The sequence below is a fragment of the Phenylobacterium composti DSM 19425 genome, from assembly GCF_059568645.1.
The window spans coordinates 1-16,996 of sequence record NZ_JCANTT010000005.1 but is presented as its reverse complement, the minus strand read 5'-3'; the positions used below and the strand labels follow the sequence as shown (position 1 = coordinate 16,996).

Here is a 16,996-nt window from a genome sequence, read left to right as displayed (position 1 = left end):
CGAAGCCAAGCTCGCAGCCGCGCTGAGGGCGAATCTGCGACGCCGCAAGGCTGGCGGGGCGGCCAAGCCGGCTCCGAAGCCGCCGGCGTCCGACTGACGACCATTGCGCGGTTCGGCGCGCACGTTAGATATCGCGACGAAGGGCGACCGCGGCTGCACGCGGGCTCCGCGCGTGAAGGATTAGGTTTGGACCGTATCGCCATCACCGGCGGCGCGCGGCTGGAAGGGGAAATCCCGATCAGCGGCGCCAAGAACTCAGCCATCAAGCTGATGGCCGCGAGCCTGCTCACGGATGAGCCGCTGCGGCTCACCAACATGCCGCGGCTGGCCGACACCCGGTTCCTGGGCAAGCTGCTGCAGCGACTCGGGACCGAGGTCGTCGAATCGGAAGGCCCGGACGGCGCCGAGACGCTGCTGACGACCCGCGAGATCGTCAGCGGCTTCGCGCCGTATGATCTGGTCCGGCAGATGCGGGCCTCGTTCAATGTGCTGGGGCCGTTGCTGGCCCGTTCCGGCCAGGCGAAGGTCTCGCTTCCTGGCGGCTGCACCATCGGCGCCAGGCCGGTGGATCTGCACCTGCAAGCGCTGGAAGCCCTGGGCGCACGGATCGACCTGCACGAGGGCTATGTCTATGCCCAGGCCCCTAGGGGCCTGAAGGGCGCCGAGGTCGAATTCCCGATCGTCTCGGTCGGCGCCACGGAGCACACCCTGCTCGCGGCCGTGCTAGCGGAGGGCGAGACGGTGGTGCGCAACGCCGCCTGCGAGCCCGAGATCGACGATCTCGCCGAGTGCCTGAACAAGATGGGCGCGAAGATCAGCGGCGCCGGCACGCCCGAGATCCGCATCCAGGGCGTCGGCCGCCTTTCGGGCGCGACGCACGCCGTCTTGCCCGACCGCATCGAGACCGGCACCTATGCCCTGGCCGTGGCCATGGCGGGCGGCCAAGTGCGCCTCACCCGCACCCGCAGCGATTTCATCCAGGCGCTCATCGACAAGATGGTGGAGGCCGGGGTCGAGGTGACGCCGCACGCGGACGGCCTGACTGTCCGGCGCGGACCGGGGCGGCTGCGGGCCGTCGAGGTCGAGACCGATCCCTATCCCGGATTCGCCACCGATCTGCAGGCGCAGTTCATGGCGCTGATGACCCTCGCTGACGGGGAGAGCGTCATCCGCGAGACGATCTTCGAGAACCGCTTCATGCACGCCCCGGAGTTGCGTCGCTTAGGCGCCGACATCTCGGTGCAGGGCGGCGAGGCTCGCGTGCGGGGCGTAGCGTCCCTGGAAGGCGCCCCCGTGATGGCCACCGACCTGCGGGCCTCGGTCAGCCTCGTGATCGCCGGCCTGGCGGCCCACGGCGAGACCATTGTGGACCGTGTCTATCACCTCGACCGCGGTTTCGAGCGCCTGGAAGAGAAGCTGGGCGCCTGCGGGGCTCAGGTGCGCCGGCTCAAGGGCGAGCGCGGCGAGCCGGAAGAGGACTAGGCGATGGCCGATCCTGCGCCGCTTCGACTGCTGGCGGAAGACGCCGACGATCTCGCCGTCATTTCGGCGGCGCTGCAGGACGCTGTGGGGAAGGTCGGCGACATCGCCTACGAACCCAAGGCCCGGCGACTCACCCTGGCCCTGAACCGCTATCGCTGGGAGGCGGGCGTTCGCCAGCGGGTGCGTTCGGCCTTGCAACTCGGCGGTGTGCTGAAGGTCCAGACGCGCAAGGTGCGGCGCGAGCGGCCTGATGCGGTGGTCGAACTGCTCGCCGTGACCTTCGAGCCTGGGGAGGCCCCGGGCGGGATCATCACGTTGAGCCTCGCCGGCGGCGGCGATGTGCGAGCCGAGGTCGAATGCATCGACGCCGTCCTGGCCGACGTCTCCGACCCCTGGCCGACGCCCCGGACGCCCGCCCACGAGGCCTGAAGCCATGGCGCCGCGGGGCGCGCGCCGCTAAAGAGGCGCGCCATGCGCCGTTTCGTCTTCTCCGATCCCGATTTCCAGGCGGCCTTCGCCGACTTCGTCGCCGAGCGTCGCGACACGCCGGACGAGGTCGACGCGATCGTGCGCGACGTCCTTGCCGCTGTGCGAAGCGAGGGCCTGCCGGCGCTGCTGCGTTTCGCCCGCGACTTCGACCGGGTGGAGCTGACCGAGGAGACGATCCGCGTCAGCGCCGAGGAGATCGCCGAGGGCGCGGCCGCCTGTCCGGCCGAGGTGCGCGACGCCATCGCCTTCGCCGCGGCGCGGATCCGGGCCTATCACGAGCGCCAGCGTCCGGCCGACCAGCGGTTCGTAGACGCGGCGGGGGTGGAGCTCGGCTGGCGGTGGACGCCTCTCGATGCTGTTGGAATCTACGTGCCCGGCGGGCGGGCGGCCTATCCCTCGACCGTCCTGATGAACGCCGTGCCGGCGGCGGCGGCCGGGGTCGGCCGCATCGCCATGGTGACGCCGCCTGGGCGGCTGCAGCCGGCGGTCCTCGCCGCCGCCCAGGCCGCGGGCGTCACCGAGATCTGGCGCGTGGGCGGCGCACAGGCGGTGGCCGCCCTGGCCTATGGCGCCGGGCCGATCCGTCCGGTGGACAAGATCGTCGGGCCGGGCAACGCCTTCGTGACCGCCGCCAAGCGCCGGGTCTATGGGGTGGTGGGCATCGACGCCCTGGCCGGGCCGTCGGAGATCGTCGTCGTCGCCGACGGCGCCAATGATCCGCAGTGGATCGCCGCGGACCTCCTGTCCCAGGCCGAGCACGATCCGGCCGCCCAATCCATCCTCATCACTGACGACGAAGCCTTCGCCCAGGCGGTGGTCGACGCTGTCGAAGCGCAGCTGGCGACCTTGGCCACGGGGAAGGACGCCCGAGCGTCCTGGCGTGACCACGGTGCGGTGGTCATCGCCCCGCTCGACGAGGCGCCGGCGCTGGTGGACCTCATCGCCCCCGAGCATGTGGAGTTCGCAACGGAAGCGCCGGAGCGCCTGGCCGACCGCGTGCGCCACGCCGGCGCCATCTTCCTCGGTCGGCATGCGCCCGAGGCGGTAGGCGACTATGTCGCGGGCTCGAACCACGTCCTTCCCACCAGCCGCGCCGCCCGATTCTCGTCCGGCCTGTCGCTCTATGACTTCCTAAAGCGCACTTCGATCGTGAAGTGCGACGCCGAATCGTTCGCTGCGCTCGCGCCGGCGACGATCGCACTGGCGGAGGCCGAGGGGCTGCCGGCGCACGCCCGGTCTGCCGCTATCCGCCTGGGACAGGACCGCGCCTGAGGGCGTTTGGAAAGCTGAACAATAGCTGTCTGAACAGCTCCGGGCTCGTTCAGGCAGCGCTTCGTACCTTCGCGCCATCGGATCAATGCGAAGGACGGAGATGACCATGCGCAATTCGGTGAAGACCTCGATCAGCGGCGGCGTGGTCGCGGCCGTTCTGGCGGGCGCGCTGGCCATGGGAGCGACGAGCGCCAATGCGGGCGTCACCGGCTGTTCGGCGCCGGGCGGCAAGCAGGAGGTCGGGGCCGTGATCGGCGCCCTGGCAGGGGGGCTGATCGGCAACAAGGTCGGCGGCCGTGAGCGTGGACTGGAGACGGTGGTCGGCGCCGGCGTCGGCGCCGCGGCGGGCTCGGCCATCGGCTGCGAGATGCAGAAGGATCGCGCCGAGCGGCAGGGCGTCTACACCCGGAACGGCTATCGCCTGTCCGCGCAGATCGCTCCGGCCAGCTATAACCGGCTCGACCGTACCTACGTCGCCACCACGGGCGTGAACCTGCGGGCCGGGCCGACCACCAACTCGGCCAAGGTGGGGCGCCTGCAACCCGGCCAGCGCTTCGAGGCCTTGGCCAAGGTGCGGGGCTCGGACTGGATCCTGGTTGGCCAGAACGGCGTGGGCGTCGGTTACGTCCGTGACGATTTCGTCCGGCCTGACGGGCGTCGCTACGCCGGCCGCTGACATCGTGATCTCCCTGACGCCCGGCGCGAAACCGCGCCGGGCGCTTTTCTTTATGCGTCGTCTGTGCAGGTGCGGGATGACGCGGCCCCCCAGATTGCAATAAAGCTCCGCACGATCCTCCGCCCATGGACCCATGGCCGACGACGCGCGCAACAAGCACCGCCTTCAGAGCGTGGAGATCGACGAAGAGTCGCTCGCGGCGGTTTCGCGCGACCAGGAACAGGAGCGGCAGATCGCCATCTTCGATCTGCTCGAGGAGAACTATTTCGCGCCCGAGGGCGCCGAGACAGGCCCCTACGACCTGCGCATGGGCCTCATGGAGAATCGGCTGGTCCTGGACGTGCGCGGTCCCGCCTACGAGCGTCGCCACATCCTCTCGCTGTCGCCGTTCCGCGGTCTGATCCGCGACTACTTCATGATCTGCGAGAGCTACTATCAGGCGATCCGCAACTCCACGCCGCAGCAGATCGAGGCGTTGGACATGGGGCGGCGCGGCCTGCACAACGAGGCGTCCGAACTGCTCCAGACGCGGTTATCGGGCAAGATCGAGACCGACCTCGACACCGCCCGCCGGCTCTTCACGCTCATCTGTGCGCTGCACTGGCGAGGATGATCGGCGCGTGAGCGAGGGTCCTACCGGCCGGCTCCCGGACGCCGTGCTGTTCGCCTGCAATCTCAACCGGGTCCGCTCGCCCATGGCCGAGGCGCTGCTGAAGCGTCTGGTCGGCGACCGGGTGTTCGTCGACAGCTGCGGCCTGCGCGCCGCCGCGGCCGATGAAGACGAAGGCCAGCCAGGCGCCGATCCCTTGGCGGTGGAGGTGATGGGGGAACTGGGCTGTGATCTCAGCGCCCATCGGCCCAAGACCTTCGACGAGCTTGAGGACGATTCTTTCGACCTCATCATTTCCCTGACGCCTGAGGCACAGCACAGGGCGGTTGAGATGACCCGGGGCCGGGCGTCCGAGATCGAGTACTGGCCCATTTTCGATCCGACGCTGTCGGAAGGCTCTCGGGAGGCCCGCCTAGAGGCCTATCGGCACGTTCGCGACGTCCTGGCGGCTCGAATCGCCGAGCGATTCGGCCGCTGAGCGCGCGGCCCATCGACCTGCAGCGGGGTCCTGCGTTATATTCCGCCGGAGAATCCGGCTCGCGGCCTTCAGGCGCGAGCCGTCGTTTTATCTCGATCAGGAGCCTGCATGGCCAAAGAAGAACTGTTGGAGTTCCCCGGCACCGTCAGCGAGGTGCTGCCCAACGCGACGTTCCGCGTGAAGCTTGAGAACGACCACGAAATCATCGCCCATACCGCCGGCAAGATGCGCAAGAACCGCATCCGGGTCTCCGCTGGGGACAAGGTTCTCGTGGAGATGACGCCCTACGACCTCACCAAGGGCCGCATCACCTTCCGCGTCCGCTGACGACGTTCAGGGACGACGCCTTGCCGCCTGCGCCGCAGCGCCTCGTCCTGGCTTCCGCAAGCCCTAGGCGGCTTGATCTCCTGCGCCAGATCGGCCTGGAGCCCGACGCCATAGACGCCGCCGAGCTGGACGAAACTCCTCAACCCGACGAAACGCCCCGGCGACTGGCCCAGCGTCTCGCCATCGCCAAGGCCGGCCATGTGGCCGCCCGCCACGCGGACGCGTGGGTGCTTGCGGCCGATACGGTGGTGGCCGTGGGGCGCCGCGTGCTGCCGAAGGCCGAGAACGAAACCGAGGTGCGGGCCTGCCTGGCGCTGCTCTCCGGGCGCGCCCACCGTGTCCTGACGGGCGTGGCCGTGGCCGCCCCAAACGGGCGGGTCGTCTCGCGGTTGGTGGAGAGCCAGGTCCATTTCAAGCGCCTGTCCGACCCCGAGACCGAGGCCTACCTTCGTTCGCAGGAGGGGCTGGGCAAGGCTGGCGGGTATGCGATTCAGGGCCGGGCAGGGGGCTTTGTGATCAGTCTGCAGGGCTCCTATTCCGGCGTGGTCGGCCTGCCGCTTTATGAGACACGGTGCCTGCTGACCGGCCAGGGCTTCCAGCTGCCATGAGCACGCGACAAATCTTCCTTGATCGCGGCCCCGGCGAGATCCGCGGGGTTGTGACGCTGGACGGCCGGCCCGAACGCCTGATCGTCCGGCGGGACGACGACGAGCCGCGCCTGATGCTGGGCGCCCGCCTGGCGGCGCGGGTCGAGAGCGTCGAGCCGGCCCTGGCCACCGCCTTTCTCGACCTGGGGGGAGGCGCCGAGGCGATCCTGCCCTTCAAGCCCGACAACCGTCCGACGCGCGGCGCCATGGTCGAGGTGGAGGTGCGCGCGGAGCCACGTCGCGGCAAGCTGGCCGTGGCCCGACTGCTCGGCGAGGCGGACGGGACGCCGCGGCTCCTGCAGCCGGCTCCCGATGTGTCAGAGATTCTCCGCGCGTGCGCGCGAGAGGCCGAGCTGGTGGAGGGACGGGAAGCCCGCCACATGGCCGACGAGGCGGAGGCCGACGCGCTGGAGGTGCTGCATCCGCTGCCTGGTGGCGGCGTGCTCGCGGTCGAACCCACGCGCGCCCTGACCGCTGTCGATGTGGACCTCGGCGAGCGCAAGGGCGCCGACGCCAAGCGAGTCACCCGCCAGGCGAATCTGGCGGCGATCCGGGAGTCGGCCCGCCTTCTGCGCCTGAAGGGCCTCGGCGGGATCGTGGTTCTCGACCTCGTGGGCCGCGGGCATGACGGCAACGCCCTGATGGCCGCCGCCCGGGCCGCCTTCGGACCGGACAATCCGGGCGTGGCGATCGGCCCCGTCGGCCGGTTCGGCACCATGGAGATTTCGCTGCCGCGTCGTGTCAGACCGATCCTGGAGATTCTCTGTCGGGATGACGGCGCCCTGTCGGACCGCACCCTGGCTCAAAGGCTCGTCCGCCGGCTGCAGTCGGAAGGGGAAGTGCAGCCGGGCGCCCGTCTTGTAGGCGCTTGCGCGCCCGGCGTGGCCGCAGCCGCCGCTCCGCTACTGGCCGACCTGCAGGCTCGCATGGGCGCCCGTTTTGAGCTGCGCGCCGATCCGGCGCGCCCGCGGGCCCGTATCGACGTGGGGGCGGCATGAAGAAGGCGCTTGGCTGTCCGATCTGCGGAAAGCCCACGGAACAGGCCTATCGCCCGTTCTGTTCGCGCCGGTGCGCCGATGTGGATCTGCAGCGCTGGTTCGCGGGCGTCTATGCCGTTCCCGCCGCCGACGACGAGGGCGGCCCCCGGCCCGAAGACGACGAGAGCTAAGCCGCGAAAAAAGTCTGCTCAGGCTCGCTGGACTTCCAGGATCGGCTCTTCTATAGACGCGGCTCCCGCGACGACGGGCCTAAGCCTGGGTAGCTCAGTTGGTAGAGCAGCGGATTGAAAATCCGCGTGTCGGTGGTTCGAATCCGCCCCCAGGCACCATCCTTCCCCACCATCCCTCACATACTGACTTCGCCCTCATTCCGAGACCGAGGTTCCGCCATTTGCTGCGCTGCAGCATGGAACTCGACGCCTTGAAATGGTGAAAGCGGAGGCGGTCTCGGGGCGCCTAGTGTGCAGCGCACAATCATAGCGCCCGGGACAAAAAATTCGGGCTCTGGCGCAAGCTTCTGCCCCTTGACGCTTCGATAAGGGGTTGTCAAAGGACCCGAGCCGCACGTCTAACAAAGCGGTAAGACTTCGGGTTCCCCTCGGGGGGTTCGAGGTTGCCCGCCTTCGCGACGCCAATTCCCACGTTAGTTGGGATACGCGTTTTCGGGTCGGGCGCAGCGACAGCGGCTCTGGGGCTTCAACCGGCTATTAGCTGGTGGGGGAACCGGGGATGTTCAACTAGGGTGGAGACGCTCTCGCGCGACGACCCTCCGGCCAATCGTGCTAGACCAACCAGGAACTGGCGACAGATGCTCGACAACAAACTGAAGACTCCTTTCATCGCTCTCGTCGGCGCCGTTGCGCTGATGGCGAGCGCGCCGGCGTTCGCCCAGGAAGCTCCGGCTCCTGCCGCCGAAGCCGCTGCTGCGGATGCCCCGGCCGCGACCCCCGCGCCCGAGGGCGCTGCTGACGAAGCGGCCGATCCGCCGACCATGAAGCACGCCGGCAAGCTGAACGTCGGCACGATGTTCATGGACGCCGACCCGGTCGTTAAGGTCATCATGATCGGCCTGGCTCTGGCCTCGGTGTTCAGCTGGACCGTGCTGCTCACCAAGAGCCTCGAGTTCCGCGCCCTGAACCGCACCACCGACAACTTCCTCGAAAACTTCCGCGCGGCGAAGTCGATCAGCGACATCAACCGCGTCGCGAGCTCGGAAGAGTTCGACGGCAACCCGCTGGCCGACATGGCCGCCGCCGCCTCGCAAGAAGTGGAACTGTCGCGTCAAGCTGGCCTGCAGATCGCCGGCGAACATCGCGACTCGACCATCCATCGCGCTCAAGCCGCGGTCGGCGCCGTCCAGGCTTCGCTGGCCCGCCGCCTGTCGGGTGGCATGCAGTTCCTGGCCTCGGTCGGTTCGAACGGCCCGTTCATCGGTCTGTTCGGCACCGTGTACGGGATCATGAACTCGTTCATCGGCATCGCGAACACCAACACGACCAACCTGGCCGTCGTGGCGCCCGGTATCGCCGAAGCGCTGCTCGCCACCGGCCTGGGCCTGTTCGCCGCTATCCCGTCGGTTATCTTCTACAACTACTTCCAGACGCGGATTTCGGCCTACGGCGCTCGCACCGAAGGTTTCGTCGCTGAACTGATGAACGCTATCTCGCGTCAGCTCGACAAGGGAGCCTAAGGTAGATGGCCGCCAAACTCTCGAGTTCCGGGGGGGCGGACCGCTATCAGGAAGATCAGAACGCTGAGATCAACGTCACCCCCTTCGTGGACGTGATGCTGGTTCTTCTGATCATCTTCATGGTGGCCGCGCCCATGGCGGCCGTGACGGTCAAGGTGGCTCTGCCGCCGGCCGTCGCCCCGCCGGGGACGAACCCGCCGAAACCTGTCTATATCTCGATCCAGTCGGATGGCGGGATCTTCATCCAGGACTTCCGGACGGACCTGTCCGCCCTGGGGGATGATCTCCGCGCCCAGCTGGGCGGTTCGCGGAATCCTACGAAGGAGCGGATTTTCATCCGGGCCGACAAGGACGTGATGTACGGCGACTTCATGGGCGTTATGAACATGCTGCAGGACAATGGGTTCTACAGCGTGGCCCTGGTCGGCGAAGATCAGTAGGTGGTGACCCATGGCTGAGACATCACCCAACGAAGCCGTCCACGTTCGGCACAACCCGTTCGACGATCCGAAGCCCAAGCGCAGCAAGGGCGTGACGATCGCGATCGCGTTGTCCATCGCGGTGCACGCGGCTCTCGGCGCCTACCTCTGGAAGACGCGCTTTGAGCCGAAGTACAAGGAGTACTCGGACGACGTGACGGACGTGGCGATCATCAAGCCCGTTCCGCCGCCGCCTCCGCCGCCTCCGCCGCCGCCGCCGCCGAACACGCCGCCGCCGCCGCCGCCGAAGCTGCAGCCCAGGCCGCCGGTCGCTGTCCCGGATGTTCCGTCGATCCCGCCGCTGCCGGTTCCGCCGGTCGAGCGTCGGATCGAAACCCCGGAACCGCCGCGGGCTCCGCCGCCTGAGCCGCCGCGTCCGTCGGTGATCACCAACCCCGACTGGCAACGTCGCCCGTCGGCCGAGGACCTGGCCCGGTACTATCCGGATCGGGCCCAGCGGATGGAGGTCTCCGGCTCGGCGACCATCAGCTGCACCGTTACTGCACGGGGTACGCTGGACGGTTGTACGGTCGTGTCGGAAACTCCGGCCGACATGGGCTTCGGCGACGCCGCTCTGCGTATGAGCCGCCTCTTCCGGATGCGGCCCCAAACGCGGGACGGTCAGCCGGTTGACGGGGGTACGGTGCGGATTCCGATCCGCTTCACCCTGCCCAAGTAAGGCTGAGGCCAGACAGACAAGAGCCCCGGTCGCGCAAGCGGCCGGGGCTTTTTCTTTGCCTCCTCGCCGGGGCTGAGCCTTCCGCGGGGCGGTGCACCACTTCCTCGCCAGGGGACCGCCAGATCGCCGGCGGCTGCATGTCGCAGTCGTCGCCCTGTAGCGCGGTCGAGCGCGTGGCGCCCTCGAGGCGTCCAGGGCGTGTCGTGTGCGGCGGAGGAGCGTGAGGGATGCCGCGCTTGGCTGCCTGCTGCGGGGCGGGCCCGGCGCGCGGAGGGCCGTCGTGCGGGTGCGGAGAGCCTTCCTGGGCGCAGCGGCGACTGAACCCCCGAGGCGGCGCTCACAAGCCCCGATCGCAGGGTAAGCAGGGGCCGGCCCGGGTTTCGCTAGGGGCTGGTCGGCCAAGCGTAGGGCGCGGATAGTCCCGCGCCGCCGCCATATCCACCCAAAGCAAAAGACCTCCGCCGCAGAGGCGGCGGAGGTCTTCAATGGCGACGTCCGAAGACGGTGCGCGGGATCAGGCTGGGCCGATCACTCGGGATAGAGGTTGTCGAACCGGCCGACCTTGCAGCTGTAGCCTTCCGGCGGCGGCGTGAGCTTGAAGCTGCGTGGATCGGATCCCTTCGGGTGCGACGCCAGGGTGGTCAGCGCCCACTCGTTGAAGGCCTGGGTGTTCACCTGCGGCCACATGTGGCCGTGGTCGGCCGTGCAGGCGACGTGCACCACGTTCGGCTTGGAGCTGAAGTAGTTGGAGCCGGCCTGGGTGCTGGGGCGATAGTCCGCGCAGAGCACCTGGCCGCAGTGCCAGATATCCTTCTCGCCGCCCCAGACGGTAATGACGATCATCGGGGACAGCTCGTCCTTGAGCGGGAAGGGACCCACCCGGCCCTGGTGGATCTTGGCCGGCGCCGCGCGCACGGCCTCCCGGGCGGCCTCGAAGCTGAGCGCGGAGCCGTCGTCCTTGGTCACGTACCACTCGCCGGAGATCGGCAGGCCGCCGGCCCAGAACTCGGACCGGAAGGTGAGGGCGCGGTTGGCCATGGTGCCGCCCGAGGAGATGCCGCCGATGTAGAACCGGCTGGGATCCAGCGGGAAGCGCGTGCCCACGCACTTTATGGCCGCCTCGAAGAAGGTGGCGTCAGGGCCTTCGTCGTTCTTCCAGCGGTCGCCGGCGGGGGTGGGGGCGCGCCCCTCTCGCCAGGGCATCCAGTTCCAGCCGTCCTTGCCGGGTCCGTTGCAGGCGGGTCCGCTGGCCATCGGGTCCTGGCCGGAGCATTCGCGAACCGGGCCGATCACCGTGAAGCCCTTGTCGGCCATCAGAGCGTTGGCGCCGCTCCGCGGGACGTTGAGGTTGGCGTAGGTGGACTCCACCGTGCCGGTCAGCGGCACCCAGACCGGGGCAGGGCCGCTGACGCCCTTGGCCGGATGGACGTAGAAGGCCCGCTTCTCGCCCCGGTGAGGGAAGTCGACGTTGAGGCCCTCGCGCACCTCGTACCCGTTGGGGCACTCCCAGGTCACGGCCTGAGCCTTGCCCGTCTGGGCCTCGGCCGGCGCGCCGGCGCCGACCGCCAGGAGGGCGGCGAACGCCCCGGCGCTAAGCAGCTTGAACTTGGACGTCATGGACAGCCCCCTCACTTTCCGTCGGTCGAGAAGGCCAGCAGGACATTGCCCTCGGCCCCGGTGAGATCCCGCCCCGCGCTTTCGCCGGAGCGGCCGGCATAGCCGGTGTGCACAAAGACCATGCCTCCGGCGATGGTCGCGCCGCCGCCGTCCATGACGCCGCCATAGGCCTGGCGCCCGCCGAGGACGTCGATGGGATTGGAGCCGGTGTCGAACGACCAGATGACCTTGCCGGTGGCCGCGTCATAGGCTCGGAAGATGCCGTCATAGGCGCCGACGAAGACCACGCCGGGCATGGCGCTGACCGCCTGGGAGACGGCGCCGTGGCACCAGCGGTTCTTCCAGCGGCAGGTGGGGTTGGCCGGCGAGGGCGCGCTCCACAGGAGCTTGCCGTCGGTGATCCGCAGCGCATAGACGCCCGGCTTGCCTTCAGGCCCGGCGATCACGTCCGAGATGCCCACGTAGACGCGCTTCCCATCCGTGGCGAGGCCGAACTCCACGCCGCCCAGGGCGCTGCCCGGCCCGATCCGCTGGCTCCACACCACCCGGCCTTCGTTGGCGGGATCGAGGGCGTAGACGTGGCCGGACTTCTGCCCCACCACCAGCAGTTGCCGCCCATCGGGCAGGTCCTGCAGGATCGGAGAGTTGCCGATGGAGAAGTCGGGGCCCAGGCGTTCGGGGCAGTTGGCGGCCGGCTGCGTGCGTCCGTTCCCCAGCCAGCAACCGTTGATGTAGTTGTCGTCGGCCAGCAGCTGGTTGCGCCAGCGGACCTTGCCGGTCTCAATGTCCATGGCGATCACCGCGTCCGACCCGTCGTGCGGAGCGTCGGTGTAGGAGTTCGAGGTGCCCACGTAGACGAGGCCGCGGGCGGCGTCGATGGTGGGGGCGGACCAGATGGCGCCGCCCGCCGGGCCCCACATGGGACGGCCCAGGCGATTGACGCCGAAGATCTTGGGCTCCACGTCGGTGGTGTAGGTCTTCCAGAGCACCTTGCCGGTGGCCACGTCGAGGGCCACAAGCGAGCCCCGGAACTTGCAGCACTCCCAGCCGTCGTACTCGGCGAACGCCTCCACCCCTGACGAGATGGGCACGAACAGCTTGCCGTCATACACGGTCGGCGCGCCGGTCATCTGCAGGCCGTGCGAGTCGTCGATCTTGGTCTTCCACAGCAGCTCGCCGGTGGCGGCGTCCAGGGCGACGGCGGACTTGGTCCAGTCGGAGAAGAACAGGGCGTGCCGACCGTCGTTCATGGGGATCACGGTCACGCTTGAGCGGGTGGCCGCCTCGGCCACGTGCCGCCAGCGCACGCAGCCGGTGCGGGTGTCGAGCGCATAGACCGCGCCGGACATGCTGGTGGTGAACAGCCAGTCCCCAACGATGGTCGCCTGGCCGTTCTTGGATCCGGGATAGTTGAACGCCCACTTGAGCTTCAGCCGCGGCACGTCGGAGGCCTTGAGGCCCGGATCAGGCTGGTATCGCGCATTGCGCGGGGTGGGGCTCCAACCGTTCCACGCCGGGGCCTTGAGGTCGATGGGCGGGGCGGGCGTCTCGCACTTCGGCGCATCAAGCGGCAGATGGGCCGCGGACGGCCCCCAGATGGCGTGGGGATCGATGTCGCCGGAGGGCGGCGGCAGCTTGGCGCCGGTGATGAAAGCGGCGATGGCCGTCTTTTCGGCCGCCGACAGGCCCTCGGCCATGGGCGCCATGGCGCCGTTGTTCAGCGCCCCGACGATGAAGGGCGGCGGGTTCTTGGCCAGCACCTCGCGAGTCGGCGTGCGTTCCTGGGCGTTGTCGTGACAGCCCGCGCAGCGGGCCTTGTAGAGCGCCTCGCCATCGGGCGCGGCCGCCATTTCGTCGGAAGCCCGCACGCTGGGCGCATTGCCGAGCGTCAGGGCGAGCCCGAGGGCCATCAGGGGGAGGACCGCGCCGGCGGCGCGGAGCTTCGGACGCCAGGCCATGCTGGACTCTCTCACTCTTGCAAAAGCGCGCCGGCGGCCAGGCCGCCGGCGCCGCAGGATCAGAACCGGTAGCGGAGCTGGATGTTGTAGAACCGGCCGCCGCCAAGGTTGTGGGTGATCGCGTAGTCCACATTGGCGCCGCCCACCGAGATCGAGGTGTCATAGATCTCGTCGGTGAGGTTGGTGACGCCGAGCACCAAGTCGTAACGGTTGTTGGCCGCCCGCCAGGTGAGGTTGGAGTTCACCAGGGCATATCCCTTCACCTTGAACAGCGGATTGTCGAAAACGCTCTGGTTGTACGAGGTCTGGTAGGCGGCCGAGGCGCCCAGGATCAGGGAGCCCGGCGTGAACTCCCAAGTATAGGTCCCCGACAGGCTGAACTTGTGCTTGGGCGAACGCGGCATCGGGTTGCCCGACAGGTCCTGCGGCGTGTTCAGCGGCAGCGAGCGGTCCGTGTTGTCCACCGCGCAGCAGAACTTCTTGATCTCGCCGTGCAGGTAGCTGTAGCCGCCCTGCAGCCAGAGGGCCGAGGTCGGCCGCCAGTCGGCTTCCAGCTCAAGGCCGTAGATCTCCGAGCGGTCGATGTTGGTGAACTGCGAGAAGGTGCCGCCGGTCAGGGCGTTGAACGCCGTGATCGGCGCCTGGAAGTCCCGGTAGTCGTAGAAGAAGAGCGCGCCCGTCAGCCGCAGGTCCGGGGTCAGGTTGCGCTTGGCGCCCAACTCGTAGCTGTAGAGCTTTTCCGGATCGGTCACATTGTTGGCGGTGGCGTCGCCGAGGGTGAAGCCGCCTGCTTTGTAGCCCTGGGCGAAGGTCGCATAGACCAGGGTGTCCGGATTGGGCTCGTATTCAGCGGTCAGCCGCGCGGTGTAGCCCTTGTTCCGAAGCTTCAGCAGCTTGCCCGCATATTCCGGGGCGTCCCAGATGTCGTCGGCCACGGTCAGGGGAGTGGAGTCGAAGGCCGCGCCGTACAGCGGGTTCCAGTAGACGTACCGGAACTGCGTCGTCGCCCGCTTGGAGTCGATCGTGTAGCGCAGGCCGCCCGTCAGCCGCCAAGCGTCGTCGATGTGCCAGGTCGCCTCGCCGAACGCGGCCACTGACTGCTGACGCAGGATGTTGTGCTGCTGGTAATAGGCGCGGTCAGGGTTGGAGAGCGCCGCCGGGTACGGGGCACCCGAGAACACCGGCGTCGCCAGTTCCGGGACGTCCGGCATGGCTTCCCAGTAGCGCTCGTTGTAGTCGCTCTTGAAGAAGTAGGCACCGACCGTCCACTCCAGGGCTTCCTGCTCGTCGCCGGTGAGCCGGAGTTCGTGCGTGAAGTACTGGTTCCGGTTCAAGTAGTTGGCGGTCATGTTCGTGCTGACCACCGTGCCGTCGGGCAGGCCGGTGCCGGTCACCTGACCGGGCCCGTTCCCCGCGACGTAGAAGCTCCGGGACGTGTTATCGAGGTCGCTGTAGCCCTTGGCCTTATACTGGGCGATGCCGCCCACGTAGTAGAGCGTGGCCGGGCCGAGGTCCCAGTCGGCGTTGAGGATATGCACCTGGTTGCCGGTCAGGCGATCGGCGCCGCGCTGGTCGATGTTGATGTGCCGCGGACGGTCCGACGGGGAGTCGATCTCGTACTGATAGGTCGGGTTCGGCACGAGCGCGCCCATGAACCCGCTGGTGTTGTAGCGGCCCGGCGCCGTCTCGCCCGGGGTGTTCAGATAGCTGAAGGTCGTGGACCGCAGCAGGAAGTGCAGGTCGTCGGTCACGTCGCCTTCGAGTTGGAACTCGGCGTAGAAGTTGTCGACGTCATAGCCGGCCTTGTACGGCGCAATGTTCTTCGACGCGGACTTGGGCTGGTTGATCGACTGGACGCCCAGGCGGACGCGGTAGTCGTCGTTGATCGGCCCCGCCACGGTCATGCCGACGGTGGTCCAGTTGTAGCGGCCGTAGCCGACCAGGGCCTCGCCCATGAAGGTCTTGGTGGGGCGGCGGCTCAGCAGGTTGGCGGCGCCGCCGATGGAGTCGCGCCCCCAGGCCGTCCCCTGCGGCCCGCGCAGGAACTGGACATTGCCGCCGAACAGGGTGCTTTCGCCGACGGTGTTGTAGTCGACGTTGTAGAAGCCGTTCACGTAATAGGCGATGGCGTTCTCGGCTCCGAGCGCCGTGGTGGCGTTCTGGCGGCCGATACCCCGCATGTTGACGCCGGTGTCCGACAGATAGACCCCGGGGGTAAGGTTGATCATGTCGCGGACGGAGTTGGCGCCGATCAGGTTGCGCTCTTCCGCATTGAAGGTGGTGACCGCCACCGGAGCCGCTTCAAGCTCGATCTCGTGGCGTTGGGCGGTCACGACCAGTTCTTCGATCACGAAGCTGTCCTGGGAGCGCTCCTGGGCCATCACCCAGTGCGGAGCCAAGGCTCCGGCCATGGCGCTGGTCGCAAACAGAACGTGCTGGAGCTTCATGTTTCCCCCTGTGCGGCCGCATCGAACGTGCCGCGGCTGACGGTGTATGGCCGTTATGAATCTGGCCGGTTCGTCAGTATGCGTACCATGGACACAAAAAACGCCGCAATCCCCTAGGAAATGGCTTATACAAGGGCCTACCGACATAACAGTTTGTGGGCGCGTGATATGGAGGCGTCGAAGGGAGTCTCGTGCCTGACGCATCAGAGCGGCTCACGGGGACGGCTCTGACGTGTGGGGCTCGGGGCGGGCCCGGTTCCGAAGCGAGTCGAGTTTGAATTGGCTCGTTTTGACGGATCGGCACTTTCCATCTAACGAGAAAAGCGACGTATTCGCTCTATATTTGACGATGAGGTAGGTTATGTCGGCGGCCGACATCCTTGATCGCGACTTCGGGACCATCGCCGATGTGATCCGGGCGCAGGCGGCGGAAGTGGGGGAGAAGTCTGCGCTGATCGACGCGCAGCGGACGATCTCCTACGCCGAGCTCGACCGTCTGATGGACCGCATCGCCGCGGCGCTGCAGCGGGACGGCGTGGGCAAGGCCGAGGTGGCGGCGATCTGCGCCACGACCTCGGCGACCTATGGGGCGACCTTCCTGGGCATCCTGCGGGCAGGGGCCGTCGTGGCCCCGCTGGCGCCCTCGTCGACGCCGGAGAGCCTGGTGCTGCAGCTGAAGGACTGCGGGGCCAAGGTGTTCTTCCTGGACAAGGGAGTGGCCGAGGCCCTGGCCGGGGTCATGGACGAGGTGAGCGCCCTGCGCGTGGCCCTCGACGGCTCCGACGCCGGCTTGCCCCTGGAGGCCTGGCTGGCGCCCGAGGACGCCCAGCCGGTGCTGCATGAGATCGACCCGGACCAGGGCTTCAACATCATCTATTCGTCGGGCACCACCGGCACGCCCAAGGGCATCGTCCAGCCGCACCGGATGCGCTGGGGCCAGATCCGCCGGGGCGTCTATCCGTCGGACGCGGTGACCCTGATCTCCACGCCGCTCTATTCGAACACCACCCTGGTCTCGTTCCTGCCCACGGTCTCCAACGGCGGGACGGCGGTGCTGCTGGGCAAGTTCGACGTGGAGCAGTTCCTGCAGCTGTCGGAGAAGCATCGGGTGACCCACGCCATGCTGGTGCCGGTGCAGTACCGGCGG

Annotated in this window: 17 protein-coding genes and 1 tRNA gene; 15 read left to right on the top strand and 3 right to left on the bottom strand. The window is 68.3% G+C overall.

What is annotated here, in order from left to right:
• The first annotated feature begins 186 nt into the window (after positions 1-186).
• The 14 genes from murA to BO64_RS02245 all read left to right on the top strand — a co-directional run bounded on the left by murA (position 187) and on the right by BO64_RS02245 (position 9,827).
• Positions 187-1,482: a UDP-N-acetylglucosamine 1-carboxyvinyltransferase gene (murA, locus tag BO64_RS02310; RefSeq protein ID WP_496401659.1), complete on the top strand. Its 1,296-nt coding sequence runs from the start codon at positions 187-189 to the stop codon at positions 1,480-1,482.
• A gap of 3 nt (positions 1,483-1,485) precedes the next feature.
• A complete protein-coding gene (locus BO64_RS02305) occupies positions 1,486-1,911 on the top strand; it encodes a DUF2948 family protein (RefSeq protein ID WP_496401658.1) in 426 nt (141 codons plus the stop codon).
• 42 nt (positions 1,912-1,953) lie between these two features.
• Positions 1,954-3,243, top strand: coding sequence for a histidinol dehydrogenase (gene hisD / locus BO64_RS02300; RefSeq protein WP_496401657.1), 1,290 nt, complete (start codon positions 1,954-1,956; stop codon positions 3,241-3,243).
• 100 nt (positions 3,244-3,343) lie between these two features.
• The gene (locus BO64_RS02295) at positions 3,344-3,919 is read left to right on the top strand and encodes an SH3 domain-containing protein (protein WP_496401656.1); all 576 of its coding nucleotides are present in this window, start codon (positions 3,344-3,346) and stop codon (positions 3,917-3,919) included.
• 133 nt (positions 3,920-4,052) lie between these two features.
• The gene (locus tag BO64_RS02290; RefSeq protein WP_496401655.1) at positions 4,053-4,532 is read left to right on the top strand and encodes a UPF0262 family protein; all 480 of its coding nucleotides are present in this window, start codon (positions 4,053-4,055) and stop codon (positions 4,530-4,532) included.
• Between the two features lie 7 nt (positions 4,533-4,539).
• Positions 4,540-5,007, top strand: a complete 468-nt coding sequence (locus BO64_RS02285) for an arsenate-mycothiol transferase ArsC (protein ID WP_496401654.1) — start codon at positions 4,540-4,542, stop codon at positions 5,005-5,007.
• Between the two features lie 108 nt (positions 5,008-5,115).
• Positions 5,116-5,334 (top strand): translation initiation factor IF-1, encoded by a 219-nt coding sequence (gene infA / locus BO64_RS02280; protein WP_111458197.1) that lies wholly within the window; start codon positions 5,116-5,118, stop codon positions 5,332-5,334.
• Between the two features lie 20 nt (positions 5,335-5,354).
• Complete coding sequence (locus tag BO64_RS02275; protein ID WP_496401653.1) at positions 5,355-5,942, top strand: Maf family protein; 588 nt, start codon at positions 5,355-5,357, stop codon at positions 5,940-5,942.
• Positions 5,939-6,979: a ribonuclease E/G gene (locus tag BO64_RS02270; protein ID WP_496401652.1), complete on the top strand. Its 1,041-nt coding sequence runs from the start codon at positions 5,939-5,941 to the stop codon at positions 6,977-6,979. Before BO64_RS02275 ends, BO64_RS02270 begins: the two co-directional genes overlap by 4 nt.
• Positions 6,976-7,149 carry a DNA gyrase inhibitor YacG gene (gene yacG, locus BO64_RS02265; RefSeq protein ID WP_496401651.1) on the top strand — a complete coding sequence of 58 codons (174 nt, stop codon included), beginning with the start codon at positions 6,976-6,978 and terminating at the stop codon, positions 7,147-7,149. Before BO64_RS02270 ends, yacG begins: the two co-directional genes overlap by 4 nt.
• Positions 7,150-7,232: 83 nt before the next feature.
• Positions 7,233-7,308: transfer RNA gene (locus tag BO64_RS02260), tRNA-Phe, on the top strand.
• Positions 7,309-7,787: 479 nt separating this feature from the next.
• Entirely contained in the window at positions 7,788-8,669 is an 882-nt protein-coding gene (exbB, locus tag BO64_RS02255; protein ID WP_496401650.1) for a tonB-system energizer ExbB, read from the top strand.
• 5 nt (positions 8,670-8,674) lie between these two features.
• Positions 8,675-9,109 carry a biopolymer transporter ExbD gene (locus tag BO64_RS02250; RefSeq protein ID WP_496401649.1) on the top strand — a complete coding sequence of 145 codons (435 nt, stop codon included), beginning with the start codon at positions 8,675-8,677 and terminating at the stop codon, positions 9,107-9,109.
• A gap of 10 nt (positions 9,110-9,119) precedes the next feature.
• Entirely contained in the window at positions 9,120-9,827 is a 708-nt protein-coding gene (locus tag BO64_RS02245) for an energy transducer TonB (protein WP_496401648.1), read from the top strand.
• A gap of 528 nt (positions 9,828-10,355) precedes the next feature.
• Here the strand turns inward: BO64_RS02245 and BO64_RS02240 are convergent.
• Genes BO64_RS02240 through BO64_RS02230 form a run of 3 tightly spaced genes read right to left on the bottom strand, consistent with a single transcriptional unit; the run spans position 10,356 to position 15,849 of the window.
• On the bottom strand, positions 10,356-11,444 hold the full coding sequence (locus BO64_RS02240) for an alpha/beta hydrolase family protein (RefSeq protein ID WP_496401647.1): 1,089 nt from the start codon (positions 11,442-11,444) through the stop codon (positions 10,356-10,358).
• Between the two features lie 11 nt (positions 11,445-11,455).
• Positions 11,456-13,402 carry an outer membrane protein assembly factor BamB family protein gene (locus tag BO64_RS02235; RefSeq protein ID WP_496401646.1) on the bottom strand — a complete coding sequence of 649 codons (1,947 nt, stop codon included), beginning with the start codon at positions 13,400-13,402 and terminating at the stop codon, positions 11,456-11,458.
• A gap of 59 nt (positions 13,403-13,461) precedes the next feature.
• Positions 13,462-15,849: a TonB-dependent receptor gene (locus BO64_RS02230; protein WP_496401645.1), complete on the bottom strand. Its 2,388-nt coding sequence runs from the start codon at positions 15,847-15,849 to the stop codon at positions 13,462-13,464.
• A gap of 361 nt (positions 15,850-16,210) precedes the next feature.
• Between BO64_RS02230 and BO64_RS02225 the strand changes: the two genes are divergently transcribed.
• Positions 16,211-16,996 (top strand): AMP-binding protein (locus tag BO64_RS02225; protein ID WP_496401644.1); only part of this gene is annotated, 786 nt, incomplete at its 3' end.

Bases quoted from the DNA above. Each gene is read 5' to 3' on its own strand.
- BO64_RS02305 (WP_496401658.1), top strand. From the start codon at position 1,486: ATGGCCGATCCTGCGCCGCTTCGACTGCTGGCGGAAGACGCCGACGAT.
- hisD (WP_496401657.1), top strand. From the start codon at position 1,954: ATGCGCCGTTTCGTCTTCTCCGATCCCGATTTCCAGGCGGCCTTCGCC.
- BO64_RS02295 (WP_496401656.1), top strand. From the start codon at position 3,344: ATGACCATGCGCAATTCGGTGAAGACCTCGATCAGCGGCGGCGTGGTC.
- BO64_RS02290 (WP_496401655.1), top strand. From the start codon at position 4,053: ATGGCCGACGACGCGCGCAACAAGCACCGCCTTCAGAGCGTGGAGATC.
- infA (WP_111458197.1), top strand. From the start codon at position 5,116: ATGGCCAAAGAAGAACTGTTGGAGTTCCCCGGCACCGTCAGCGAGGTG.
- BO64_RS02270 (WP_496401652.1), top strand. From the start codon at position 5,939: ATGAGCACGCGACAAATCTTCCTTGATCGCGGCCCCGGCGAGATCCGC.
- yacG (WP_496401651.1), top strand. From the start codon at position 6,976: ATGAAGAAGGCGCTTGGCTGTCCGATCTGCGGAAAGCCCACGGAACAG.
- exbB (WP_496401650.1), top strand. From the start codon at position 7,788: ATGCTCGACAACAAACTGAAGACTCCTTTCATCGCTCTCGTCGGCGCC.
- BO64_RS02250 (WP_496401649.1), top strand. From the start codon at position 8,675: ATGGCCGCCAAACTCTCGAGTTCCGGGGGGGCGGACCGCTATCAGGAA.
- BO64_RS02245 (WP_496401648.1), top strand. From the start codon at position 9,120: ATGGCTGAGACATCACCCAACGAAGCCGTCCACGTTCGGCACAACCCG.
- BO64_RS02240 (WP_496401647.1), bottom strand. From the start codon at position 11,444: ATGACGTCCAAGTTCAAGCTGCTTAGCGCCGGGGCGTTCGCCGCCCTC.
- BO64_RS02235 (WP_496401646.1), bottom strand. From the start codon at position 13,402: ATGGCCTGGCGTCCGAAGCTCCGCGCCGCCGGCGCGGTCCTCCCCCTG.
- BO64_RS02230 (WP_496401645.1), bottom strand. From the start codon at position 15,849: ATGAAGCTCCAGCACGTTCTGTTTGCGACCAGCGCCATGGCCGGAGCC.